Source organism: Dyella sp. CR10 (genome assembly GCF_055814425.1).
This window is the reverse complement of the sequence record NZ_CP185986.1, coordinates 3,451,089-3,476,310: the sequence shown is the minus strand read 5'-3', so window position 1 is coordinate 3,476,310 and position 25,222 is coordinate 3,451,089. Positions and strand designations below refer to the sequence as shown.

Here is a 25,222-nt window from a genome sequence, read left to right as displayed (position 1 = left end):
CACTTGGGGGAGCGGACGTGCCTCGGCATCGCCGAAGCCGGGGAGCGGGCGATGTAAGCCCGAAGTTAAAGCAAGGTGACAGCTTCGTGCAACCTTGCTGTCGCGTCATCTATGTGAACGTAAGTATTTGCCGTTGCTGCTTTTGGGTAGGGGCAAAACAGAAAAAAGGGCGCCATGGCGCCCTTTTTTCTTATGATTTTGTCCGACCAAGGGACGGTCTATGGGGTCGCCGCCAGTTGGGCGATGTGCTTGTCCAGAAAAGCCTGCAGCGTGTTGTAGAACTCGATGTTGTTCTTCTCAGCGAAGAAGCCGTGCCCTTCGCCGGGCTTGGACAGCCATTCGTAGGGCTTGTGCGCCGCATCCAACGCGGCGCGCATCGCCTTGGCCTGGGCAAACGGGGCACGTTCGTCGTCCTCGCCATGGATCAGCAGGACCGGTACGTCGATCTTGTCGGCCAGCTTGTCCGGCGAATTGGCGGCGAGGTCCGCGTCATCCCTGCCGATGACCGTGTTCAGATAGCTGCGCCCCGACTTCTGCTCCCGCACGTCGCCCTTCTTGTACATCATGGCCAGATCGTAGATGCCGGCGTAGCCGACGGCGCACTTGAATACGCCCGGCGCGCGGATGGCCGTCATCATCGCGGAGTAGCCGCCGAAGCTGGAGCCGTAGACGCAGACCCGCCTGGGATCGGCGTAGCTCTCGGCGACCGCCCATTTCACACCGTCGATCAGGTCCTGCTGGATGCGCGTACCCCATTGCAGGTAGCCGCTCTCGTTGAAGTTGCGGCCGCGGCCGCCGGAGCCGCGGTAGTTCACCTGCAGCACCAGGTAGCCGCGGTTGGCGAGGAACTGTGCGTCGTTGTCGTAGAACCAGTCGTCGTCGATGCCGTGCGGGCCGCCGTGCGGCAGCAGCACCATCGGCAGGTTGGTCTCGCCCTTGCCGGGCGGCAGGGTGAGGATGGCTTCCAGTTCGGTGCCATCGCTGGCTTTGAAACGCAGCGGACGGCGTTCGGCCATGCGCGAGGGATCGATCCACGGATAAGCGCTGAATAGCTTGCTGACTTTGTTGGTCCTGGTGTCGATCAGGTAATAGGTGCCAGGATCGCGGTCGCTGCTTACGGAGAACAGCAGCTGGCTGCCGTCTTCGCTGTAGTCGATGAAATCGACGAAGCCCTTGAACGCCTGGCTGAGTGCCATGTGCAGCTTCGCGGCGGGCAGGTCGGGCGCGATGTAGACGGGCTTGGGCACGCCGGCCTTCGGTGCGGCGGCGAACGGCTGCGTCGGCAGCGACGTCCACTGGATCATGCCGATGTTGGCGAAGGCATCTTTGGCGAGCACCTTGCGGTCGCTGCCGTCCTCGTTCTGCTCGATCAGTTCGGTGGGGCCGCCGTTCTGGGAGTAATGGGCGTAGATGCGCTGCTTGTCCGGTGCATAAGTGAGCGGCGCAAAGCTGCGATAGTCGTGCTTGGTGTCGAGGGCGTTCCAGGCACCGTTGGCACGCCGGTAGACCACGTAGTCGAAGTTCTCGTCGTTGCCGTAGGCGTAATGCACCTCGCCGTCGGCGCCGACCATGAAGCTCATGCCGTCGACCTTGATGTCGCCGATCAGGCGGCGGCTGTTCTTCACCGTATCGACGTCGTACAGCGAGTAATGGCCCTTGTCGTCCCAGGATTCCGTTTCCAGGTAGATGTGACCGTTGGTGGGCGACGGCTTGCCGACCACGAAGCCCCAGCCCTTGTCGCCGTTGCGCGTGCTGGCGCGGCTGCCGACGTTGTCGTAGCCGTAGACGTAGTCGATGTGCTTGCCGTCCAGATCGGTGGCGAGGACTTCACCGTAGTAGGTGGGAATATCCAGCGAGCCGCTCTGCTTGCCCTTCTGCACGACCAGCCGCGTGGGGCTGACCCATTCCAGGCCCATCGGGATCTGGTAGCGCGGCATGCGCAGCAGGCTGAGCGGTTTGGACATGTCGTTCACCGCGAAGACCGCCAGCGCGTAGCTGCCATTGGCGGGATCGTCCATGCGTACCGCAAGGTGCTTGCCGTCGGGCGACAATCTGGGATTGCGCAGCTGCGGATGGCGAGCGAAATCCTCGACGGGAATCAGATCGGCGGCATGGATGGCCGCCGGTATGAGCAGGCACAGCGCGGCCAGCGCTGGCCGCGCGAAACGATGCGACATTGCGTTTTCTCCCCTGTAGCGCTCCCTTGCCGTGATCGGCCCGGTGGCCGGGAGCGTCCCCCGCCGGACCGAACGCGCGACGTCGCCGGCATCCAGGCCCGGCGCGGGCCGAGGAGACTCCCCCGAGTCCGCGGCCGCGTTCGACGGCGAGTATAGCCACCGGACGCAGCCCGTCGAGGGCGCCTGTCGGGGCCGGGCGGGGGCCGGTACACTTGGCCTTTGCCAGCTGCCTTATTGCTCATGACGATGCCGTATACCGTTGCCATCGATCCCGTGGCCTTCCGGCTGGGACCCCTCGCGATCCACTGGTACGGCTTGATGTATCTGGGCGGCTTCCTCGGCGCCTGGCTGCTGGCCGAGTACCGCCGTCGCCAGGGCCGCCTGCCGGTGTCGCGCGACGCGCTCGGCGACCTGGCCTTCTACGTGATGATGGGCGTGATCGTGGGCGGCCGCCTCGGTTACATGCTGTTCTATACCGACATCCACTGGATCTGGACCGATCCGTTGGCGTTGTTCCGCGTCTGGGACGGCGGCATGAGTTTCCACGGCGGCCTGCTCGGCGTGCTGGCGGCGGGCCTGTGGTGGTCGCGGCGCCATCAGCTGCATTTCTTCGACACGGTGGATTTCGTCGCGCCGCTGGTGCCGATCGGCCTGGGGCTCGGGCGCCTGGGCAACTTCATCAATGGCGAGCTGTGGGGCAAGCCTGGCGATGTGCCGTGGGCGATGATCTTTCCCAACGCGCCGGACCGGCTGCCGCGCCATCCTTCGCAGCTGTACGAGATGTTGCTCGAGGGCGTGGTGATGTTCACCGTGCTGTGGCTGGTGTCGCTGAAGCCGCGCCCGCGCTATCTGGTGTCGGGCCTGTTCGCGCTGATGTACGGCTGCTTCCGTTTCGCGGTGGAGTTCGTGCGCCTGCCCGACCCGCAGCTGGGCTATCTCGCGTTCGGCTGGCTGACCATGGGGCAGATCCTGTCGCTGCCGCTGATCGTGGTGGGGCTGGTGCTGCTGGTGATGTCCCGCAAGGCGCCGACGCTGCGCCCCTACACCGTCGCCATGCCGGCGAAGGAGTGAGTGAGAGATGCGCGCTTACCTCGATCTGCTGCGCCACGTGCTGGAGCACGGCACCGTCAAGGCCGACCGCACCGGCACCGGCACGCGCAGCGTGTTCGGCTGGCAGATGCGTTTCGACCTGCGCGAAGGCTTCCCGCTGGTCACCACCAAGAAGCTGCACCTGAAGTCGATCGTGCATGAGCTGATCTGGTTCCTGCGTGGCGACACCAATATCCGCTACCTCAACGAGCACGGCGTCAGCATCTGGGACGAGTGGGCCGACGCCAACGGCGACCTGGGGCCGGTCTACGGCGAGCAATGGCGCGCCTGGCGCACCGCTGACGGAACCACGGTGGATCAGATTCGCTGGGTGGTGGAGGAGATCCGCCGCAATCCCGATTCGCGCCGCCTCATCGTCAACGCGTGGAACGTGGGCGAGCTGCCGAAGATGGCGCTCATGCCCTGCCATACGATGTTCCAGTTCTATGTCGCCGATGGCCGCTTGAGCTGCCAGCTGTACCAGCGCTCGGGCGATATCTTCCTTGGCGTGCCGTTCAACATCGCCAGCTACGCGTTGCTGACCCATATGGTGGCGCAGGTGTGCGGCTTGGGCGTGGGCGATTTCGTGCACACGCTGGGCGATGCCCACCTTTACAACAATCACCTCGAGCAGGCCCGGCTGCAACTGACCCGGGAGCCGCGGACGCTGCCGACGTTACGGTTGAACCCGGACGTGCGAGCGCTGGAGGATTTCCGCTTCGAGGACGTCGTCATCGAGGGCTACGCGCCACATCCGGCGATCAAGGCCCCGGTCGCCGTGTGACAGGCCCGAGCAGGCGAATGCTCACCGCCATGATGGCGATCGTGGGTAGAATGCGCGGCTAGCGCACGCGGGCCGCCCCCCGGTCCGTGCCGATCCCCTCCCCGCCGGTCGCAACAACTGGAGTCCCCATGGCCGTTTCGCTGATTGCCGCGCTCGATGAAAATTTCGCCATCGGCCGCAAGGGCCAATTGCCCTGGCACCTGCCAGACGACCTGCGCTGGTTCAAGGAGCTGACGCTCGGCAAGTACGTGCTGATGGGCTACAACACCGCCGTGTCGGTGGGGCGGGCGCTGCCGGGACGGACCAATCTGGTGCTTACCCGCAAGCACGAGGCGCCTTTTCCGGGGCAGGTCACCGTGCGCTCGCTGGCTGAAGGCGTGGCACGCGCGGACGGCACCGGCCTCATGGTGGTCGGCGGCGGCGAGATCTACGCCGAAGCGCTGCCGAAGGCGCAGCGGCTGTACCTGACCTGGGTGAACGCCGCCGTGGATGGCGCCGACACCTTCTTCCCCGGCGTGCATTTCAGCGACTGGACCGAGGTCAAGCGCACGCACCACAAGAAAGACGCCGACCACGCCTACGATTTCGACATGGTCGAGTACATCCGCAGCGCTTGAGTGCCTCGCAGGAAATTGCGGTCATCCACGTCATGGCCGGCGTCCTGCAGGACGCCGCAGGTCGTGTTCTCCTGGCCCAGCGCCCGCCCGGCAAGCACCTTGCCGGCATGTGGGAGTTCCCCGGCGGCAAGCTGGAGCCGGGGGAAGCCGCCGATGCAGGGCTTGTGCGCGAGCTGCGCGAGGAGCTGGGGATCGATGCCGAGGTGGCCGATCCTCTGACACGCATCCCTTGGGCTTATGGCGAGCGGCGCTTGCTGCTCGACGCGCGGCTGGTGCATCGCTGGGAAGGTGTGCCGGCCACGCTGGAACACCAGGCGCTGCAATGGATCGACCCCTGGCAGGCGGATCTGGCCACGCTGGCGCCGGCCGATCGCGCCATCTTGCAGGCGCTGCGTCTGCCTGTGCGCTACCCGATCACGCCGGCGGATCTTCCAGAAGAAGCGTTTGATGCTTGCGTGCTCATGCTGCGCGATGCGCTCGCGCGTGGTGAGCAGTTGCTGCAGCTGCGCCTGCCGACTTGGCCTCAAACGCAGGTAAGAGCGTTGGCGTCGGAACTGCTGGCCGAGGCTCGCGCACGTGGCGCCTGCCTGTTGCTCAACGGCGACGTGGCCGGCGCGGGTGCGCTGGGGCCAGGGGTCGGGGTGCAGCTCAAGGCCGCCCAGCTCGCTACCTGGGCGGAACGGCCGTTGCCATGGACACAGCTGGTCGGCGCGAGTTGCCATGACGCGGCCGAACTGGCGCTGGCGCTGCACCTGGGTGCGGACTTCGCCACGCTCTCGCCGGTGGCTGCGACGATGACGCATCTTGGCGTCACGCCGCTGGGCTGGGATGCCTTTGGCCAGTTGGCCGAGGCGGCCTCGTTGCCGGTCTATGCGCTGGGTGGGATGGGCGATGCCGACGCGGCCCGGGCCAGGACGTTGGGCGGGCAGGGCGTCGCTGGCATTCGGGGATTCTGGGGCAGTTGAGCCTCAGGCCTGGGCGGCGTCCGCAAGCGCCAGGTAACGCGCGTGCAGGGCAGTAACGGCCGCATCCAGAGCCGCTTCTTCACCCTCGTTGACGATGACGTCGTCCGCCAGTTCGAGCCGCTGCTCGCGGCTGGCCTGGCGCGCGATCATATTGCGGGCGAGAGCCTCGTCGATGCCGTCGCGGCGGGTCAGGCGTTCCAGCTGCACGCGTTCGGGCGCGTCCACCACGAGGATGCGATCCACCCAGCGGTAATGCGCGATGTTTTCCGCCAGCAAAGGGATGGCCAGCAGGCAGTAGGGGCCGCGGTCCGCATCGGCGCGCTCGCGCAGCCAGCGGCGCACGCGGGGATGCGTGATGCCTTCCAGCGTGTGGCGAGCCATGTCATCGGCGAATACGCGCCGGCGCATCGCGGCACGGTCCAGCTGGCCCTGCGCATCCAGCACGCCGGGGCCGAACGCCTGCACGATCGCCTCCAGGCCTTCGCTGCCTGGCTTCACCACTTCTCGCGCGGCGATATCCGCGTCGTAGACAGCGATACCGAGCGCCTCGAAGCGGCGGGTGACGGCGCTCTTGCCGGCGGCGATGCCGCCGGTCAGGGCGATGACATAAGCGCGATGCTCGCTCACCGCAGGCCCGTCAACTGCTGATAGAGCTGCAGCAGTTCGTCGCCGGCGACGAACCAGATCCAGCCCGCCATCGCGATGAACGGACCGAACGGCATCGGCACATCCTTCTGGTGCCGGCGCAGCACGATCAGCGTTCCGCCGATCACCGCGCCGACCAGCGACGACAGCAGCACGATCGGCAGCAGCGCGACCGGCCCCATCCACGCGCCCAGCGCAGCGAGCAGCTTGAAGTCGCCATAGCCCATGCCTTCCTTGCCGGTGGCCAGCTTGAACAGCCAGTACACGCTCCACAGGCTGAGGTAGCCGATGGCCGCACCGACGATCGCGGCAGCGGGATGGACGAACATCGGCAGCGTGCTCAGCAGCAGGCCGATCCACAGCAGGGGGTAATTGATCTGGTCGGGCAGGTACTGCGTGCGGAAATCGATGCCGGCCAGCGCGATCAGCATCCAAGTGAAGGCCAGTCCGGCGAGGGCTGGCCAAGTCGGCCCGAACTTCCACACGATGACGGCGCTCAGTACGCCGCTCAGCAATTCCACCAGTGGATACTGGATGGAGATTGGCGCCTGGCAATAACGGCAGCGGCCGCGCAGGAACAGCCATCCGAACAGCGGGATGTTGTCGAGCGCGGACAGGCGATGCTTGCAGTGCGGGCAATGCGAAGGCTCGCGGACGATCCCGGGAGGAAGAGGAGCGGAGCCGTCTTCTTCCCCGATTTCCAGCACATCGCGCGCTTCCTCGCGCCACATCGCCATCATGCGTTCGGGCAGTCGCAGGATCACCACGTTGAGAAAACTGCCGACGAGCAGGCCAAGCACGGCCGCCACGGCGATCCAGGCCCAAAGAGGAAGCTCAGGCATGCGACGTCTCGATAGCGATAAAAAAAGCCCCCCTCCCGATGGGAGAGGGGCTCGGATGCGGAAGCTTACACCGTGCCTGCGAGCTTGAAGATCGGCAGGTACAGGGACACGACCATGCCGCCCACCAGCACGCCGAGGATCACCATGATCAACGGCTCGAGCAGGGTGGACAGGGTATCGACCGCGTTGTTGACCTCTTCCTCGTAGAACTCGGCCACCTTGAACAGCATGTTGTCCAGGGCGCCCGATTCTTCGCCGATGGCGGTCATCTGCACCACCATGTTCGGGAACAGGCCGGTCTGGCGCATGGCCAGCTGCAACTGGTGACCGACCGCGACGTCGTCGCGCATCTGCCGTACGGCGTCGCCGTAGACGATGCTGCCAGTGGCGCCGGCGACGGCATCCATGGCTTCGACCAGCGGCACGCCGGCGCGGAAGGTGACGCCGAGGGTGCGGGCGAAACGGGCGATGGCGGACTGGCGGAGAATGTTGCCGATCACCGGAAGCCGCAGCATCAGGCGATCCAGGAAGTGCGCGACCTTCTGCGACCGGTTCTTGGCCATGACCAGGGCGACGACGCTGCCGACGATCACGCCGATCACCAGCCACCAGTAGCTCTGCATGAATTGCGAGGCGCTGATCACGATCTGCGTCGGTGCGGGCAGTTCCGCGCCGGCGTCCTTGAAGGTCTGCTCGAACACGGGCACCACGAACAGCAGCAGGATCATGCTGACCAGCAGCGCCACCACCAGCACCATCACGGGGTAGAACAGGGCCTTCTTGATCTTGCTCTTGATGCCCTCCATTCGCTCCTTGTACGTCGCCACGGTGTCCAGCACCGTGTCGAGCACACCGGCCGATTCGCCGGCATGGACCAGGTTGCGATAGAGCTCGTCGAACTGCACCGGGTACTTGCCCAGCGCTTCATGCATGGCAGCGCCGCCCTCGATGTTCTGCTTCACATCGACGAGCATGTTCTTGAAGCGGATGTTCTTCTGGCCGTCGGCGATGATCTCGAAGGCCTGCACCATCGGCACGCCGGAGGCCATCATGGTGGCGATCTGGCGGCTGAAGATGGCGACGTCGCGCGGCTTGACCGTGCTGCCGCTGGCGCCGAACAGCGGCTTGGAGCGCTCGCGCACCGTCTGCGGGTTCATGCCCTGGCGGCGCAGCTCGGCCTTCACCAGCGAGGCGTTCTTCGCCGGCATCTCGCCCTTCATGCGCTTGCCGCGCTTGTCCAGCGCGACCCAGTCGTACATGGTCAACTGGCTGACGGCGGCGCGCTCTGCACCGCGGGTGCGCGCGTCTTTAGCTGCCGTGACTGCTGTGGCCATACGGAAATTCCCCCTTCGAACCTGCCGGCTGCGGGCCGACGCAAATTAGGTGCAGCTTAGTGCAAAAATCCCCGGCAATCCGTGCCTTGGCGCGCAACTCCAGTGCTACCGGCGTCCCGAAAACCGGACGCCTGGCAGGCCTCAATCCTTGGTGACGCGATCGATCTCGGCCAGGCTCGTGACGCCCTGCTTGACCTTCAGCAGGGCCGAGGCGCGCAGATCGTTGATGCCGGCCTGGCGAGCCACTTCGGAGATCTGAAGCGCGTTGCCGCCCTGCAGCACGATCTTCTGGATCTCCTCCAGCATCGGCATGACCTGGTAGATGCCCACGCGGCCTTTGTAGCCCTCGTTGCAGTTGTCGCAGCCGACCGCCTCATAGAGGGTGAGGCCCGCGTCGATCTCCTCCTGCGTGAAGCCGGCGGCCAGGAGGACGTTCGGTGGCAGGTCGATGGGCTTCTTGCAGTCGTGCAGGCGGCGCGCCAGGCGCTGGGCGATCACCAGGGTCACCGACGAGGTGATGTTGTAGGGCGCGATGCCCATGTTCATCAGGCGCGCGATGGTCTGCGGCGCGTCGTTGGTATGCAGGGTGGACAGCACCATGTGGCCGGTCTGCGCGGCCTTGATGGCGATCTCGGCGGTTTCCAGGTCGCGGATTTCGCCGACCATGATCACGTCCGGGTCCTGGCGCAGGAAAGAGCGCAAGGCCGCCGCGAAGGTCATGCCGCGCTTGGTGTTCTGCTGGACCTGGTTGATGCCTTCGACGCGGATTTCGACCGGGTCTTCGACGGTGGAGATGTTGCGCTCTGCCGTGTTGAGGATATTGAGCGCCGTATAGAGCGACACCGTCTTGCCGGAACCGGTAGGGCCGGTGACCAGCACCATGCCGTAGGGCTTGTGGATGGCATCGACGTAGAGCTGCTTCTGCACCTCTTCATAGCCGAGCTTGTCGATGCCCATCTTGGCGGTGGATGCATCGAGGATACGCAGCACGATCTTCTCGCCGAACAGCGTAGGCAGCGTGCTGACGCGGAAGTCGACCGAGCGGCTCTTGGACAGGTTGAGCTTGATGCGGCCGTCCTGCGGCACGCGACGCTCCGCGATATCCAGGCCGGCCATCACCTTCAGGCGCGACGATAGGCGCGCGGCGAGCTTCATCGGCGGGCTGGCCACGGCGCGCAGCATGCCATCCATGCGCAGGCGTACCCGGTATTGCGTCTCGAACGGCTCGAAATGGATATCCGAGGCGCCGCGGCGGATGGCATCCACCAGGATCTTGTTGACGAACTTCACGACCGGCGCGTCTTCGTTGGCGTTCGCGTCGATGCCGGTGGTTTCGCCGTCATCGTCGCCGGCCTCGAGCGCCAGCTCTTCCAGATCGTCGCCGCCCAGGTCGGGGACGGTGGCGTTCATCGCCGTGAGCGCGTTCTCGATCACCCGATGCAACTGGGCGCGCTCGACAAGGATCGGCTCCACCATGCAGTTGGAGTGGAACTTGATCTCGTCCAGCGCGTGGGACTGCATCGGATCGGCGATACCCACGAATAGGCGCTTGCCGCGTCTGAACAGGGGCAGGGCGTGATGCTTGTTGACCAATGCCTCGCTGATCAGGTTCAGCGGCATGCTGGCGGGCTGGAGCGCGGATACGTCCATAGCCGGCATGCCGAACTCGGCCGAAGCGATCTGGGTGAGACGGCCGCTGTCGACCAGGCCGTTGTCCAGCAGCCAGCTCGTGAGCGTGGTCTTGTGCTGGGCCGAATCAATGACCGCCTTGCGCACGTCCGGTTCGGGGAGCACCCCTTCGGACACCAGCCGCCGGGCCATGCCCGACAGGCCTGCCAGTGACGGTTGCATTTGCGTCGCCATAACCTGAATGTCGCCCAGCCCCCTGATTGGAGGGGAATTTACCGCAGATGCCGCGGCGGGTCACCCGCCGGAGCGGCAGGGTGACGGTATGGTGACTCCTGGCACACATTTGGATGGCAACCAGGCGTCGTCCAAGTCCCGAACCACAAAAACAGCGGAACCGGACGGCTGGGAGGTCGCCGTTTCGTCAAATCCACCACAGCCATCCGCAGGAATGGCGGGCTATCATTCCTGTTTACGCTCGGGGGAGTCATTTTGGACCGCATCAGTATCGTTTTGCCCGCCAAGAACGAGGCCGCCGCACTCAAGAATCTGCTGCCGCGCCTTCGGGCGGCGCAGCCGGAGGCGGAAATCATCGTGGTGGATGACGGTTCCACGGACGATACCCGCGAGATCTGCGCCGTTTCCGGCGTGCAGTGCCTTTCCTCCCCTTATTCGATGGGCAACGGCGCGGCCATCAAGCGCGGCGCCCGCGCTGCCAGCGGCGACATCCTGGTGTTCATGGACGGCGATGGCCAGCACGATCCCGCCGACATCGATCGCATGCTCGAGCGGCTGGGACAGGGCTATGACATGGTGGTCGGCGCGCGTGACTGGAGCAGCCAGGCGGGCGTCGGGCGTGGCGTGGCCAATACGATCTACAACTGGCTGGCGACGCGGATGACCGGGCACGAAGTGGCTGATCTGACGTCAGGGTTTCGTGCGGTGCGCGCCGATCGGTTCCGCGAATTCCTGCACCTGTTGCCGAATGGGTTTTCCTATCCGACGACCAGCACGATGGCGTTTTTCCGCAGTGCGTATCCGGTGGCGTATTTGCCGATCAAGGCGGCGCAGCGAGTTGGCAAGAGTCACATCAAGCCGTTGAAGGATGGCATCCGGTTTCTGCTGATCATCTTCAAGATTGCGACGTTGTATTCGCCGTTGAAGTTGTTTGCGCCGACGGCGGTGGTGTTTTTTTTGCTTGGTAGCGCGAACTATGCCTGGACTTTCCTGCGCGAAGGTCGGCTGACGAACATGAGCACACTCATGTGGAGCGCGGCGGTCATCGTGTTCCTGATCGGTCTGGTATCTGAGCAGATCACGGCCTTGACCTATCGACGCCATGACTGAAACCTCGCGGCCGGCTGTCTTGGTGCTGGCTTCCACCTATCCTCGCTGTGCCGGTGATCCTGAGCCTGGTTTTGTTCACGAACTATGCCGGCGTCTCGTCGAGACGTTCGACGTCATCGCCGTCGTGCCGGATGCTCCTGGTGCCGATGCAAGCGGCCAGTTGGATGGCGTAGAAGTGATTCGCTACCGCTATGCGCCGCGACTTCTGCAAACATTGGTCAATGATGGCGGTATCGCTGCCAACCTGCGTCGCGCGAGATGGAAATGGTTGCTCTTACCGGGTTTCGTGCTGGGCCAATACTTTGCGGCGCGACGAATTGCACGGCACCGACGGATCGCAGTGATCCACGCACATTGGTTGATACCGCAGGGTCTGGTGGCCTCCCTTTTGTATCGTCGCTTTGGTCTACCGTTCTTGGTGACCTCTCATGGCGGCGATCTCTTCGGCCTGAAAGGCAAATTGGCAGGGCGCCTGAAGCGGCGCGTGGCTGGCGATGCCGCTGCGATGACGGTAGTGAGCAGCGCCATGGCGGAAGAAGTGGCGCAGCAGCAGCTGCATCCTCGCCGCATCGACATTCTGCCAATGGGCGCTGATCTGGAGGGGCGCTTCATACCGGATGACACCGTGCGATCCCCGAGCGAATTGCTGTTCGTCGGGCGTCTGGTGCCCAAAAAGGGACTACGTCATCTCCTGGATGCCATGCCTTCCATCATGGCCGCCTATCCCGAAGCCACTCTCACGATCGCCGGATTTGGACCCGAAGAGCGGGCACTCAAGGAACAAACCGATAGGCTCGGCATTGCTTCAGCGATTCGCTTTCTCGGTGCGGTCCCGCAAGCGGAGCTGCCGGCACTCTATCGGAGGGCCAGCGTCTTCGTGGCGCCCTTCGTTCGCGATTCGGCGGGAGACCAGGAGGGTTTGCCGGTGGCTCTGATGGAGGCTATAGGTTGCGGGTGTCCGGTCGTGGCCGGCAACGTCGCTGGGGTCCAGGATTTACTCGGCGATATGGCCGGCGTCGTGGTGAACCCCCGAGATACGCAAGCTCTGGCCGAATCGGTGATCCGGACGCTTCGTGAGCCCTCACGTGCCAGAGAGTCGGCTGCGGCCATCCATCGTCTGGTAAGCGGGAAGGTCGATTGGCGCCACATCGCTAAAAGCTACGCCGTATTGTTAGGCGACTGCGCTGCTTTTCAGTCGGGAAAAGAGGGGACGCACGAATGACTCACATTCTCGTCGTGGGTGGCGCGGGTTATATCGGCTCGCATATGTCCGAGCGGCTCGCCGAAGAAGGTTATCGGGTTACTGTTTTCGACAATCTCTCGACCGGCCATCGTGAACTTGCGCAGTGGGGCGAGCTATTGGTGGGCGACCTTCTTGATCGCGAGGCGTTGCGAAGCGCGTTCGCAAGACGGCAGATCGATGCCGTCTTGCATTTTGCGGCGCTATCTCTTGTGGGCGATTCGGTCAGGGATCCTTACGCCTACTACCGCAACAACGTGAGTGGCACGCTCAACCTGCTGGAGGCCATGCGCGAGGCCGAGGTCGGCCGTCTAGTGTTTTCGTCGACGGCGGCGGTGTATGGCAATCCGGTTACAGCCTGCGTGGATGAAACCCATGCGCTCTCGCCGGTCAATCCCTACGGAAGCAGCAAGCTAACCATCGAACGGCTGCTCAGCCATGCGGCATCCGCTTATGGGTTGCGGTCCATGTCTCTGCGTTACTTCAATGCAGCGGGGGCGAGTAGGACCGCCGTGATTGGAGAAGCGCACTGGCCGGAAACGCACCTCATCCCTAACATTCTAAGAGCGGCGCTTTACGGAACGACGGTCAGCATTTTCGGCAACGACTACCCGACGCCGGATGGGACTTGCGTGCGCGATTACGTGCATGTCGGCGATCTGGTCGGAGCTCATCTTCTATCGCTCAAATTCCTGTGCGAGCACGAAGGAGCGCACGTGCTGAATCTCGGCAATGGTCAAGGTTTCAGTGTGCTGCAGATACTCGAAGCGGCTCGGCGAATCACCGGCCGGCCCATTGCCTCCGTCGCAGCGCCGCGCAGAAGTGGCGATCCGGCCGCCCTGGTGGCTTCCAGCGAGCGCGCGAGAGAATTACTCGACTGGCAGGTTGAGCAGAGGGATATCTACGGGATCATTGAATCAGCCTGGCGCTGGCATTCGTCCAGTACTTATGAGGCGTTGGCCAGATGAAGAAGCAACCTAAGCTGGTGCTCCGCGAGAGTTGTGTCGGCGATGCAATTCGCTCGTGGCCTGCGGGCACGTTCGTCGAAATGGGTGCGGGTACGGGATATATGACCCGCTGGTTCCTCGAAAAGGGATTTACTGGCGCCTGCCATGACCTGGGTATGGATAGCCGCGAAGCGATGCGAGCGAACCTGGCTTTCGCGGGAGATCGGATCAAGGTGGTGGATTCGCTGGATCAATTGCCTCCGGAGTCCTTCGATTATCTGCTTGCATTCGAGGTGCTGGAGCACATCGAAGATGACCTGGATGTCTTTCGCGGCTGGATGCGCTATCTAAAGCCCGGTGGGCGCATTCTTCTATCCGTTCCGGCGCATGCCCGCAAATTTGGTCGTTCCGACGAAATCGTCGGGCATGTGCGTCGCTACGAGAAGCAACAATTGAAAGACCTACTTTTGCAGTCAGGTGCGGAGGACGTCGAAGTAGTGAATTATGGTTATCCGGTGACTGAGGTGACTCGCCGCGTTTCCAATTGGATGATACGCGGCGATCGCAGCTACGATGCCATGACGCCCGAGCAGCGGAGCATAAAAAGCGCTCAAGTCAAGCCAAAGGCGGTTTCCAGGGCGTTGTCCCTGTATAGCGACAAATGGGTTGCGCCATTTTGCACGGTACAGCGATGGTTCTATCGCTGGGATCTGGGCGACGGCTATGTGGCTTGGGGAAGGAAAGCTAGATTCTAGAGTTGTTTCCTGCTGCCTTGCGTAGCAAGGGTTCGACATCCCGGATCAGCTCTTGCCAATCCTTGATCGGCGGAGGCGTATGGCGTTGTCCATCGAGCCGCTCTTTGATTGCGCGTGCCAGATCATCTGCATCGTCGGCCTGATAAAGCCCTGGATCGCTTTCGCCTAGAAGGCCAGTCATGGCCCCCACTCTGGCGGACACGATGGGCAGGCCACAGGCGAGCATCTCATAGGCCTTTTGCGGGAAGCAGTAGCGCCCAAATACCGTGTCGCGGAGATAGATCACGCCAAGATCGAGTGCGTTGAACAGGTCGGCAGTTCTTGCATGGGGCAGCTGGCCCAGGTAGTGAACGCGGGAACCGGACGGTGGAGGCGCTTGCGGAGCGTGGGGGCCTGCTAGAACGAGATGTGACCGCGGATAGTCGTGAGCTAGCCGATGCCATGCGTCGTATAGCGTGCCGATCCCTTTGTCGAGGTAAAGGCCACCGGCTGTGCCGATCAAGATGGCGTCGTCGGGAAGGTCGAGCGTGCGCCTTGCGTCGGCCTGGTTCTTGCGATGGAACACCTTGCTGTCGATGGTGCTCGGCATGGCAACGACATGGCCGAGCGCCTGATACGTATCCATGACATGGGCCTTCAGCGCCTCGCTGGTGGTCATGACGACCGAGGCGTTGCGTGTGGCTTTGCGGAGAGCGCCGATCATGCCCGGCAGCTTTGCCTGTCCGAACCCTTCGAAGTTATCGTAGAGATCGACCGCATAGGGAATTCCCAGGCGACGAGACAGCCAGGCGGCGAGCGCGATATGAGGTATATCAGAGGCGCCGATCAGCAGATCGGGGGCGAAGCTGCACAGGTCGCGCTTCAATGCAAACGGGTAGGCGCCGAGCTTCAACGGATTTCTTCCGAAGGAACGCGATATCCATTCAAGCTGACCGTCGGATGCTTCGTGAGACCAGCGGCCTTCTTCATGGCCCTGGTAACTCAGGCAGTAACCGCGGACGTCGTGCCCCAACTGGGCAAGTTGCCGAGGAATCTCATACAGGCGCGCATAGCGATCCAGGATAACGTCCTTGGCCATATAGAAACGTTTGCACAGAAAAGCAATGCGCATAGTTAGTCTCAGCCAAGCAGTCGGCGAGCCGCAGCGAGCGCGGCGCCGACGACCTGATCCATGTTGTAGTAGCGGTATTGCGCTAGCCGTCCAACGAAGGTGACGTCAGGTTCGCCGGCGGCGAGCTCTTCGTACCGCTTGAACAACGCTTCGTTCTCGGTGTTTGGAATGGGGTAGTAGGGATCGCCCTCAGCCTGTGGATACTCCTTGACGATGGAGGTGCCCTCATGGGGCTGGCCGGTGAGGTGCTTAAACTCGGTGATTCGCGTATATGCAAAATCATTTGGGTAATTGACCGTACCGGTTTCCTGGTACTGGGGAATGGGAAGGTGTTCGTGCTCGAATCGAAGCGAGCGATAGGGGAGGCGACCGAAGCAATACCGAAAGTAAGAGTCGATTGGTCCCGTATAGACAACATGAGTCGCGCTGATCATGCTCCGGACATCTTCGAAATCCGTATTCAGTTCGACGGTGATATCTGGATGATTGAGCATCGCTTCAAACATCCGTGTATACCCTTCTTTAGGCATGGCCTGAAACGTATCCGTGAAGTAACGATCATCAGAACTGGTTCGCACGGGGATACGCGCTGCCACTCCGGCTTTAAGCTGAGAGGGCTCCAATCCCCATTGCTTGCGGGTGTAATTAAGGAAGAACTTTTCGTACAAGTCCCTTCCTACGCTATTGAGCACGACATCTTCGCTAGTGACCGTTGGTGAGCGTGGCTCCCGTACGCGCTCGAGGAAAGCTTCGGCTTCAACCTCGCGGAGGTTCAGGCCATAAAGCAGGTTCAACGTGTCCCGGTTGATCGGAAATGGATAGAGCACACCGTCCACCGCGCTTTTGACACGATGTTCATAGGGGCGCCATTCGGTAAAGCGCGAGAGATACTGGAAGATACGCTCACCATTGGTATGAAAAATATGGGGGCCATATCGGTGGACGAGGATTCCATGCGAATCCACTTCGTCGTAGGCGTTGCCTGCGATATGTGGACGCTTGTCGATCACACGTACGCGATGTCCCGCATCGGCTAGTTCGCGAGCGACTACCGAGCCAGCGAACCCTGCTCCCACGACTAGTACGGAACTCAGATTGAATGACATGAAAGTCTCAAAGAATCATCAGCGAAATGAAGGTTTACGGCGTGAGGCCCCATCGTTCGTGACGGCGCCCCTTGCGGCCGGCGAGCCCGTCGACCATGCCGCCGAAGAAAGCGACGGTTTGTTTCCAGCGACCTTTTTGGCGCGCCAACGTGATGAAGTAACGTAGAAAAGATCCAGGAATGGTCGAATAGTAAAGTGCCGCGCCGTAATGTCTTTTCGCCGTGAGGAGCCTGTTCCTAGTGTCGTAGTAGCGCTTCCAGGGCGGGAGTCGCAGTGCGCTGAAGGGGCGCCAGCCTAGCTGAATGACGTCATTCTCTGCGGCAGGATGTTGGAGCCTGCTCTTCTTGACGAGAAGGACACGCGCGCCGGTGGTTCGAGCGCGCAGGCAATACTCGACATCGTCCGCGGCGATGAAGTAATCAGCGTCTGGCAGGCCGATTTTCTCGATGATTCTAGCGCTCACGAGCAAGCCCAGGAACGGAATGAAACTGACATCCAGAAGTTCAGGAAGTCTGGCATGGTCATAGATGGTGTCATTGGGTCCGCCTCCCACGCGCACCATGGGCCATGACAGCTTGTCGTTTTGCAATGCAACGGAGCCATAAAGGTGATCTTGATCTGTGGCGACCGCGATGAGTTCGCGTAGAGCATCCGGCTCGGGCATAGCATCATCGTCCATGATCCAGATCCAGTCGGCTCCTTCATCGACCGCTTTGCGCATGCCGGCGGCGAAGCCGCCAGCACCACCAGTGTTCTGGTCAAGTGTCAATACTTTGAAGCCAGGACGGCTTAGCCAGCCAGCCTGGCGGAGCGCCTCTTGAGTGCCGTCGCTGGAGGCGTTGTCCACGACTAATATGCTGGCTGGCTGGGCGGTTTGCGCGGCGATCCGTTCGAGCGCTTCGAGTAGTAATTTCTTGCGGTTGTATGTCACTACGACGATGGTGACTTTCATGTTTGTGCTATGCGAGTGAATGGGTGGCGTATTAGCGCTTGAATGGAATAACCGAAGGCTTACGATCGCCGGCCGCCCAATCGGGGAGTGTCTCTGCGCGAGCAAGATAACTGCGCCTGTCTGCCGTCTGGAATGGCGTGCAGATCCATGCGTCGAGCATGTTTCGGTTGGAAATCGGCTGAGGAGGCGTCACCAGCGAGCGCCGGATCTCGAACAGCCCAGTAAAGGAACCGAGAATGAGCAAGCAGATAGCAAGTCTCAGGGGCTGCGCTTTGATGTCTCCGCTTGCCATTGCGTGACCGCAGGCGAATGCGAGCAGAGCAAGAGCTGGCACGGAAGACCGCATGACGAGATCCTTGCTGTCGCCGAGAGCGAAGAATGGCAAGGCGAAAAGCATCAGTACGACCGTGGTCATGAGCGATTTTGGCAATAACGAGCAGGCAGACTGACTACAGATCCATAGGGCGGAGCCAAGCTCGACGATACAGAATGCCAGGTATTTAAGAAGGAATGGGCCATCCACTTTTACAACATGCAGCGCGAAAGCCCCCGAGTCCGCATGCAGATAGTAGATTGCCGGAAGGACGGTCAGTCCTGCGAACGCTATCGTGATAAGGATCCGGCCCAAGGGAGCGCGATCCGGCGCGCTCAGGAAGAAGAAGAGTGCAAAAGGTGCGGCCCCGATGAAAGCGAACGGTGACCAGAGTGGTAGTAAGGCGAACAGGATAAGCAGATCGGCGAGCGCCAGGCCGTTCCTGAGCCTGGCGAGCACGAAGACAGCGAATGCCCAGGCCGGCAATGCGTGTGGTGGCGCCCAGAACAGCAACGTGATGGTAGAAGAGTACTGGAGTTCTCGATTCCACCACTCCAGATGGGATGGAATGGGATGGTGGTCAATCAGTGCACTGACGATGTGGGGGACGATATCCAGTCCGCTAAAGGCGACGAAGACCACAAGAAATACGAAGCGACGCTTCGTGCCCGTAACGACTGAGCCGGCAAGGGCCAATAGTAAGGTAAAAAAAACGCTGTTTTGAATGAGCAGGGCAAGATGGGCGATGCGTAGACCAAAAAGCTTGCCGAAGATGGCGGGCAACATGTACATGCCGATAGGCGCCCGCATGACAAGCGTTTGTCCATTGTCGGTGTAGGTCGGCAGCCAGGGTTGCTGGACAAGATCGGCAAGGGTGGCATTGCGGACGATCCAGTCCGGGTTGGCGTAGAAGAAGCCCCCTTCCCCGCCTAGGGCGAATAACAGTATCGAGACGGAGAAATACAGAAACAGAATCTTCCAACTGATCTGTTCAAGTGTTGAATCGGCAGCGCGGTGACGTAATGCTGCCGCGAGTACAATTAACAGGGCTGCCGCGATGGCGGCAATCCATCCGAAGCTGCTGATGCCCGCGTAGAGCACCAGGTAGGGTGCAGCCATGAGGGTAATGACTGAGAGCACTAGGCGATCTACCGGAATGTAGCCGCCGGAACGCCTCGCGGTAGACGTCTCGTTCATCGAACTCGCTCCGGGCAATGGCGGAAAATATCCTGCAATGCCCCCGTCCGGCTGAGGGCGACGCCCATGGCCAGAGTAATGATCAATTCCGTCACGAAAACGGCCATCGCGGCCCCCATTCCCCGGTAGCGCGCGGCCAGCGGAAGCATCAGCATGATGTTAGAGAGACCCGCAGCGAACAGTATATGGCTGAAGGTCCGCGTCATGCCCATCGGTATCATCATCTGGACACCGAAGATCCCGGAGACTCTGACCAGCAGCGGGATAAACGCAAGCATGCGCAGTATGGGCACCGCTTCGGCATATCCCGGGCCGAGAACCAATCTGACAAGTTGGGGAGCAAAGATGCACAGAGCTACTCCGAGCAGCGCGCTTGCCGGGATTTGCAGTATGAATAGCCGCCTGATGAGCGCGAATCCCTCGGGGTCTCTCTTCTGCACCAAAGGGCCAATGCGGGGGTACGTCGCTCCTGATAGCGGTTCGAGCAAATTCTGGGCAACAAAGCGGAACTTATCGGCAGCAGCGAACTGGCCTACCGCTGCCGGGCCTGAGACAAGGCCGAGCACGACATTGTTGGCGGTGGTGTAAAGGCTGATCGAGGCGGTCGAGAGAAAAACATGCCAACCTGACATGAGTGTGGCGCGCAGACCGGCCAGGTCGGGAAGGCGATAACGTACGATGCCCCAACGCCGCAGGTGTGCTTGAACGATGAGGCCGGACAGTAAACCGCCGGAGCTGCTGATTAATGAGGCAATGGCTGTATCTCCCGGGTGATGCACGAACAGAAAGATCATTGGCACGACAGCCATTCGTCCTAGAACCATAGATATCGCTATCGGGCGTACGTTTTCCATGCCCTGGTAGAGCCATTGTGGGATGAGAATGGCTCCCGCGACCGCAGGCAGGTTGGCGAGTATGAGAGTTCTGTTCTGTTTAAGAGGCGGAATGGCCTCGCACAGGATGGCCAGTATGAGCGTGCCGCCCATGGCTAGAAGACATTTCGCTGCCGTGACGTTGGCAAAGTGACGCGAAAGGACGGTCGGCTCGTCTCGACGCACAGAAGCGATATGCGTGGCGGACCAATTGAAACCATACTCGGAAACTAGCAGTACATAAGTAACGACGGCCTGCGCAAACATCATCGAGCCAAACTGTGCGGCGCCGAGGCAGCGGACGAGGTATGGGAAAGTGATCAGTGGGAATAGCCAGCTGGCCGCCTGAATGGTCAGCAGGGCCGCCGTGTTTTGCCAGATCGTACGGTCCATGCTCAGCGCATGCCGCTTTCGATCAAGGCGCACCTCATGGTGAAAGAGCGCGGAATTGGAAGGAGTTGAGGCCTCATTAGGAGCTCCTCAGCGAATGCCGGGCAGATGCGACAGCTCGGTCAAGGTAGTATCCAGACTTCCTCCAACATTGAGTGTCTTGAGGTGCGCTATGGCGCGACGGGCTTCATTAGGCTGATCGCTCGCTGCGAGCATGCGTGCCAAGGTGATCCAGTAGGCAGATTCGCCAGGAGCTTTCTCGGCGGCTTCGCGAGTCATGCTCAGGGCCAATGAGCGGTCATCCAGTACGTTCCACGCGTAGTCTCCGTATGTCGCTAGTAAGCGCGGAGCTGGTGCCGGATGATCTAATGCCGCGAGGAATGCCTGGATCATGCGGTCTTCGGGCAATTCACAGGTTTTCTGGCGCGCGCATTGCGTGAGCGCGGCCAATGAGCTTTCGTCCTGTACTCCAGGCTTGCGGGATTTCAGCTTCACGATCATGGTTTCCCACCAGGCATCCTTAAGCGGCAGATGCATACGCGAGTTCATGAATATCAGCGCTTGCTGCGGAAGGATCGACGACTTCGACATGGCCGCGGCGCGTTCGAGTGGCTCGTAGGCCATGCGCGTGAAAGGCGACAGCGGTTCGTAGTGCGAATAGATGATGTAGACGCGACCCAGTTCATATTGAGCCCGAGGAGATCCGGGCGCTCTTGCCGCCAACTCTTCCGCGAGATTGAGCGGATTACTCCAGGCGTGAGCAGTCATGGCGGTCAGGCTTGCCCACATAAGGATCAGCCCGCCGAGCAGGACGCGCCGGGGCAGAAGCAGCGTCTGGTTGCCAGCCGGTATCACGCCAGCCAGCGGGGGCACGACCACGAGCAGAAGGCCGAAACTCGCGAAGTAATTTCGATGCTCATAGATGAGCTCGAGCGGCAGGACGGTGCCTGTCAGCAGGTGGCAGCCGAGAAAGAGCAGAAGGCCCAGCGAGGCTATCGGCGCTGTTTTGCGCAGGCGTATTGCCGCCGCAGCGAGCAAAATAAGAAACGCAATTCCAGCAAGGGTCGTCCAGGGAGACAGGAGGCCAGACGAATTGGCGAAGTCGTCGTGATAGAAGCTCAGCTCCCCCATTGTCGGGAGCAGCGTCCAAAGCACATAAGTCGAAACGATACGCGCTTCGCTGAGCAATCGAGTGCCGAGCGTGAAGTCGCGATTGGCCCAGGTACCCGGTTGCAGCAAGCCAGGCAGAAGCCAGGCGAGGCCCAGGACTAGCGGCAGGGCGAGCAGGAACAGAAACGCGGTGATGACCGATATGTCACGCCGTCCGTTCGCCTGCCGAAACCCAAACAAGGTCCATTCGGAGGCGGCGGCGTAAAGCGGGAGCATGATGGCGGTTTCCTTGGCGAGCAAGCCTGCCATCGTGCCGACTGCTACGCTAGCGGCACAAAGGACGAAACCAGTCTTGTATTGTCCCCCCCTCAGCATTCGTTGGCGGCCGGCTAGATAGCCTATCAGTCCGGCGAGGACAAACAGATTGGCGAGACTCTCCATGCGCTGCACTACATAAAGGACCGCTGTGAGATTGATTGGCAGCAGCAGCCATGCGCCCGCAATTACCGCGGCAGTGATGCCTTCGTGAGATGCTGCATGCGGCCTGGCATTCGAGGCTCCGCTGAGCGATGACGCGATGCGAAGGATCCTTCTGGATAGCAGGAAGACCAGACAGCTATTGAGCAAGTGGATTCCCAGATTGGTCAGCTTCATCCAATAGGGATTGAGCCCTGAAAGCAGGTAGTTGATTGCAAAGCTCAATGAAGCCAGCGGACGCTTGAATTCGCTCGCCGGAGAAGACAGCGCTGCGCGGATCAGCGTCGAAGGGCTGGCATTCTCCGGCTGCACGCTGTGGTTATCGACGATGTTGGGGTAGTCGTCGAAAAGCCAGCCTCCGGCCAGGCCTGGCCAGTAGATCAGTATGGTCACGGCCAGGAAGGTCAGCAGGACCAGACTGGAAAGGGGTGGAAAGCGTTTAATGGTCATGCTGAATGGGGAAGTTGCCGTTGGCGCATGGCGTCGTCTTGCAGGGTCTGCCTTAAACGTACCAGTTCCCGATCCCAGTAGTTCTGGCGGGTAAGTATCCAGGCATGGATTTGTGGCATTCCGATTTCGGGTTTGGCTTCTTTGCTCCGTTCAGCATCGTAGCGGGCCAGATGAGCAAGTCCTTGCGCTGGATGGCCTGCGGCGCCAAGTATCGCTGCCTGCTTGAGTGCCGCGGAGATACGGACTTGCTGATCCAAAGCAAGGTTGAAGCTGGCTAACGCCTCCTCAGGCATATCACGTACCAGCGCAAGGCGGCCTTGCAGGTGGTAAAGGTCCTGGCGTCGCCCTTCGGTGCTCATCAGCAGAGGGTTCTCCATTGCCGCCTCGAGAAGCCGGCCGATGGTTGCTGTCGTCATTTCGGGGCACGCGGGCGAATGGGCGTTGTCGATGGCACGGCCGAACCAATTCGACAGCAGGGTGCCGGCATCGCGAGTCGTACGCAGTGCAGTCGTAGCCTGTTCGAGATCGATATTCGTGAGGTTGCCCTGTTGGCAACGTGCAGCCAGCAGATTTAGGGCGAGCTGGATCTGATCAGGATTGCGGGCCAGGGCTGGCGCGAGACGTGCGACTGCCAATGCTGGTTTTCCGGCTTGTATTTCCGCTTGTGCCGCATAAGCCTGGGCCCTTGGCGAGTGTGGATTGATTTTTGCCCAGAGCAAGGCTTGGTCGCGCGTGTTGCCCCATAGGTCAGCGCGCGCATACGACATGCCGGCAAGTCCGCTCAGGATGACAAGCATCAGGCCGATTTTTAGCGCTAATGCTTCATTCGGGGGCGGGTAAGTTCTGCTCGGCGAGAGTGTGGACGGCGCGCCGCAGAGCCACTGGGCTAGTGGCCAGAACAGCAGCATGGCCGGCAGGTAATTTCGATGCTCGAAATAGAGCTCAAGCGCGACAGTCGTCGATTCCATCGCATGGCCTACGAAGAAGAAGGCGATGGCAACGGCCAGGACTGGTTTTTTGTTTCGAAGCATCCAGGCCGATACCAGTAATCCTGCAATGGCAAGGATCGCAAGCCATGTGCTGGTTGGGGTCCAAAGCGAAGTGGACGCCCGGTACTGATCGTTGAAAAGTCCGGTGGTATAGGGGTGCGGGAACCATAGCAATTTGAGGTAGTCCACAAGTACGCGTGGCTCGGTGAGAAGTCTTTGGCCCAGCGTCCAGGGACGGATCGATGAAATTCCATGCGCCATGCCGCGCCAGCCTTCGTGCAAGAGGAACGACGCTATGGCGAGCGTTGGCACGATTATCAAGAGGATAAGGGCGACACGGTAATGTCTACCCAGTGAGGGCGTAGGTGATGAGGGCGTTGCCGCTGCATTTCTGAGAAAGAAATACTCGACAGCTCCCATGAGAGCTGGCAGAAGCAAGCCGTTGGCCTTGCTCAAAGTGGCAAGAAGAGTAGAGAGGCCAAAGCCGAGTGTGGCCCATATCCAGCCACGGACAGTTGCGCCGTATCGGAACGCGACGCGGGCTTGAAGCCACGACAGTAGACCGACAAGCGTGAACGTGGTTGGTAGGATAGCCTCACGCTGCACGATATATAGCGTGGTGGAGACCAGTAATGGGTGCAGGAGCCACATGGAGGCGCCCAAGACGGCTGCGGCGTTGACACGCAGAGGATGTTCCTGTGCGGCTGGCAGGGCTTGGCCGAGCTTCCGTAGCAGCGTGGCTAGCAGGAGCCCGTTGAGAAGGTGCAAAAGCAAATTCGTTCGCTTGAATGGCCATGGTTCGGCGGGCCAGTCGTGGGCATCCAGCAGGAAAGTGATCAGCGACACCGGCCTTCCAGTGGGGTCGGCGGCGCCCGAAGTTACATAGCGCCAGAAAGCCTGCCAGTTATCGATGGGCCCCATGCTCCCGAGGTTGGGGAGGTTGGCGTAATCGTCGAAAAGGAAGCCGCCCTTCAGGCCTGGGGCATAGATCAGCGCGGTAATAAGCAGGAGGGCTGCGAGGAAGAGCCAGAAAAAAAAACGGGCGTCCGTCCAAAAAAGAAGCCGCCGTGAGGCGGCTTCTTTTCCATTCGGTGCTTGACCGATTAGCGGCATGCGGTCGGCAGGTACTTCGAAGCAATCGTGGTACCAGCAGCAGCATTGCAGTGCCAAGAGGTGCTGCCAGCGGAAGTGACAGCCGACAGAACCAGCGTGTTGGCGCCGGAAGCCGTGATCTTGGAGTTGGCCTTGTTGCCCATCGTCACGGTGATCTTGCCTTTGTTGGAAGTGGCATCGACGCTAAGGACGTAATTGCCGTTGATGCTGCCGGCAGTGGCAAGGCCCGCAGACACTTGGCTGGTCGGAAAGTCGCCCTTATTGCTATAGAACTCAGCCAGCGCGGTCTTCGAGCCGTCCGCCAGGGTCATGCCCTCGGACACCTGCGAGCGGATCACATAGTCCTGATAGGCAGGAATCGCGATGGCGGCCAGGATGGCGATGATCGCAACGACGATCATCAGTTCGATAAGGGTAAAGCCCTTCTGCATGTTCTTCTTCACAGTCGTTCCTCTGTCTTGGTTAGCTAACCGTAGTTGATGCCCCCTGAGCCCCAGTCCCTAATCCCCCTAGGCGGGATTGGTCCCCATAACTTGCGGTCAGGAATGACCAGGAAGCTCGCGCCAAAAGAAGCAGTTTGCATGCCACTAATGACGCCGAGATATTTCCGCATATCGGTAGCCGCGGAGATTGTGCACGTCATCACGGAAGCTTGACAAGCAAGGATTTCGAGCCATTGATTTCGCGAAAACGTGATGCGGCTGACAAGCAAATAAGGCTGCCCAATTGCGTCACGTAGTGACCAAAATCGGCATTTTGGCGTGTTCTTTCAAC

At 61.2% G+C, this 25,222-nt stretch carries 21 protein-coding genes; 8 read left to right on the top strand and 13 right to left on the bottom strand.

Annotation, left to right across the window (positions count from 1 at the left end; all coding sequences use genetic code 11):
- Positions 1-218: 218 nt before the first annotated feature.
- On the bottom strand, positions 219-2,177 hold the full coding sequence (locus ACNR9O_RS15710; protein WP_473687185.1) for a S9 family peptidase: 1,959 nt from the start codon (positions 2,175-2,177) through the stop codon (positions 219-221).
- A 240-nt stretch (positions 2,178-2,417) separates the two neighbouring features.
- Between ACNR9O_RS15710 and lgt the strand changes: the two genes are divergently transcribed.
- The 4 genes from lgt to ACNR9O_RS15690 all read left to right on the top strand — a co-directional run bounded on the left by lgt (position 2,418) and on the right by ACNR9O_RS15690 (position 5,632).
- Positions 2,418-3,248 carry a prolipoprotein diacylglyceryl transferase gene (gene lgt / locus ACNR9O_RS15705; RefSeq protein ID WP_473687187.1) on the top strand — a complete coding sequence of 277 codons (831 nt, stop codon included), beginning with the start codon at positions 2,418-2,420 and terminating at the stop codon, positions 3,246-3,248.
- Between the two features lie 7 nt (positions 3,249-3,255).
- Positions 3,256-4,050, top strand: coding sequence for a thymidylate synthase (locus tag ACNR9O_RS15700; protein ID WP_473687189.1), 795 nt, complete (start codon positions 3,256-3,258; stop codon positions 4,048-4,050).
- Between the two features lie 128 nt (positions 4,051-4,178).
- Positions 4,179-4,667, top strand: coding sequence for a dihydrofolate reductase (locus ACNR9O_RS15695; protein ID WP_473687191.1), 489 nt, complete (start codon positions 4,179-4,181; stop codon positions 4,665-4,667).
- Complete coding sequence (locus ACNR9O_RS15690) at positions 4,664-5,632, top strand: Nudix family hydrolase (RefSeq protein ID WP_473687193.1); 969 nt, start codon at positions 4,664-4,666, stop codon at positions 5,630-5,632. Before ACNR9O_RS15695 ends, ACNR9O_RS15690 begins: the two co-directional genes overlap by 4 nt.
- A 3-nt stretch (positions 5,633-5,635) precedes the next feature.
- Here ACNR9O_RS15690 and coaE read toward each other — a convergent pair whose 3' ends face one another.
- The 4 genes from coaE to pilB all read right to left on the bottom strand — a co-directional run bounded on the left by coaE (position 5,636) and on the right by pilB (position 10,316).
- Positions 5,636-6,259, bottom strand: coding sequence for a dephospho-CoA kinase (coaE, locus tag ACNR9O_RS15685; RefSeq protein ID WP_473687195.1), 624 nt, complete (start codon positions 6,257-6,259; stop codon positions 5,636-5,638).
- Entirely contained in the window at positions 6,256-7,119 is an 864-nt protein-coding gene (locus ACNR9O_RS15680; RefSeq protein WP_473687197.1) for a prepilin peptidase, read from the bottom strand. The genes coaE and ACNR9O_RS15680 overlap by 4 nt, the downstream gene beginning before the upstream one ends.
- A 65-nt stretch (positions 7,120-7,184) precedes the next feature.
- On the bottom strand, positions 7,185-8,453 hold the full coding sequence (locus ACNR9O_RS15675) for a type II secretion system F family protein (protein ID WP_473687199.1): 1,269 nt from the start codon (positions 8,451-8,453) through the stop codon (positions 7,185-7,187).
- 141 nt (positions 8,454-8,594) lie between these two features.
- Positions 8,595-10,316 (bottom strand): type IV-A pilus assembly ATPase PilB, encoded by a 1,722-nt coding sequence (gene pilB, locus ACNR9O_RS15670; protein WP_473700652.1) that lies wholly within the window; start codon positions 10,314-10,316, stop codon positions 8,595-8,597.
- A 255-nt stretch (positions 10,317-10,571) separates the two neighbouring features.
- Here pilB and ACNR9O_RS15665 point away from each other — a divergent pair, with 255 nt between their 5' ends.
- Genes ACNR9O_RS15665 through ACNR9O_RS15650 form a run of 4 tightly spaced genes read left to right on the top strand, consistent with a single transcriptional unit; the run spans position 10,572 to position 14,368 of the window.
- Positions 10,572-11,426, top strand: a complete 855-nt coding sequence (locus ACNR9O_RS15665) for a glycosyltransferase family 2 protein (protein ID WP_473687202.1) — start codon at positions 10,572-10,574, stop codon at positions 11,424-11,426.
- Positions 11,419-12,648, top strand: a complete 1,230-nt coding sequence (locus tag ACNR9O_RS15660; protein WP_473687204.1) for a glycosyltransferase — start codon at positions 11,419-11,421, stop codon at positions 12,646-12,648. Before ACNR9O_RS15665 ends, ACNR9O_RS15660 begins: the two co-directional genes overlap by 8 nt.
- Positions 12,645-13,634, top strand: coding sequence for a UDP-glucose 4-epimerase GalE (gene galE / locus ACNR9O_RS15655; protein WP_473687206.1), 990 nt, complete (start codon positions 12,645-12,647; stop codon positions 13,632-13,634). The genes ACNR9O_RS15660 and galE overlap by 4 nt, the downstream gene beginning before the upstream one ends.
- Positions 13,631-14,368, top strand: coding sequence for a methyltransferase domain-containing protein (locus tag ACNR9O_RS15650; protein WP_473687208.1), 738 nt, complete (start codon positions 13,631-13,633; stop codon positions 14,366-14,368). Before galE ends, ACNR9O_RS15650 begins: the two co-directional genes overlap by 4 nt.
- Here the strand turns inward: ACNR9O_RS15650 and ACNR9O_RS15645 are convergent.
- The 8 genes from ACNR9O_RS15645 to ACNR9O_RS15610 form a co-directional block, all read right to left on the bottom strand.
- Positions 14,358-15,479: a glycosyltransferase family 4 protein gene (locus tag ACNR9O_RS15645; protein WP_473687210.1), complete on the bottom strand. Its 1,122-nt coding sequence runs from the start codon at positions 15,477-15,479 to the stop codon at positions 14,358-14,360. The two genes, ACNR9O_RS15650 and ACNR9O_RS15645, sit on opposite strands and share 11 nt — an antisense overlap.
- Before the next feature lie 8 nt (positions 15,480-15,487).
- Positions 15,488-16,585: a UDP-galactopyranose mutase gene (gene glf, locus ACNR9O_RS15640; protein ID WP_473687212.1), complete on the bottom strand. Its 1,098-nt coding sequence runs from the start codon at positions 16,583-16,585 to the stop codon at positions 15,488-15,490.
- Positions 16,586-16,619: 34 nt separating this feature from the next.
- Positions 16,620-17,537, bottom strand: a complete 918-nt coding sequence (locus ACNR9O_RS15635; RefSeq protein WP_473687214.1) for a glycosyltransferase — start codon at positions 17,535-17,537, stop codon at positions 16,620-16,622.
- Positions 17,538-17,568: 31 nt separating this feature from the next.
- Positions 17,569-19,047 carry a hypothetical protein gene (locus tag ACNR9O_RS15630; protein ID WP_473687216.1) on the bottom strand — a complete coding sequence of 493 codons (1,479 nt, stop codon included), beginning with the start codon at positions 19,045-19,047 and terminating at the stop codon, positions 17,569-17,571.
- On the bottom strand, positions 19,044-20,312 hold the full coding sequence (locus tag ACNR9O_RS15625) for a flippase (RefSeq protein WP_473687218.1): 1,269 nt from the start codon (positions 20,310-20,312) through the stop codon (positions 19,044-19,046). Before ACNR9O_RS15625 ends, ACNR9O_RS15630 begins: the two co-directional genes overlap by 4 nt.
- An 87-nt stretch (positions 20,313-20,399) precedes the next feature.
- Positions 20,400-22,346 (bottom strand): hypothetical protein, encoded by a 1,947-nt coding sequence (locus ACNR9O_RS15620; RefSeq protein WP_473687220.1) that lies wholly within the window; start codon positions 22,344-22,346, stop codon positions 20,400-20,402.
- A complete protein-coding gene (locus ACNR9O_RS15615) occupies positions 22,343-24,505 on the bottom strand; it encodes a glycosyltransferase family protein (protein ID WP_473687222.1) in 2,163 nt (720 codons plus the stop codon). The genes ACNR9O_RS15620 and ACNR9O_RS15615 overlap by 4 nt, the downstream gene beginning before the upstream one ends.
- Complete coding sequence (locus ACNR9O_RS15610) at positions 24,439-24,879, bottom strand: pilin (RefSeq protein WP_473700795.1); 441 nt, start codon at positions 24,877-24,879, stop codon at positions 24,439-24,441. The genes ACNR9O_RS15615 and ACNR9O_RS15610 overlap by 67 nt, the downstream gene beginning before the upstream one ends.
- Positions 24,880-25,222 lie beyond the last annotated feature (343 nt).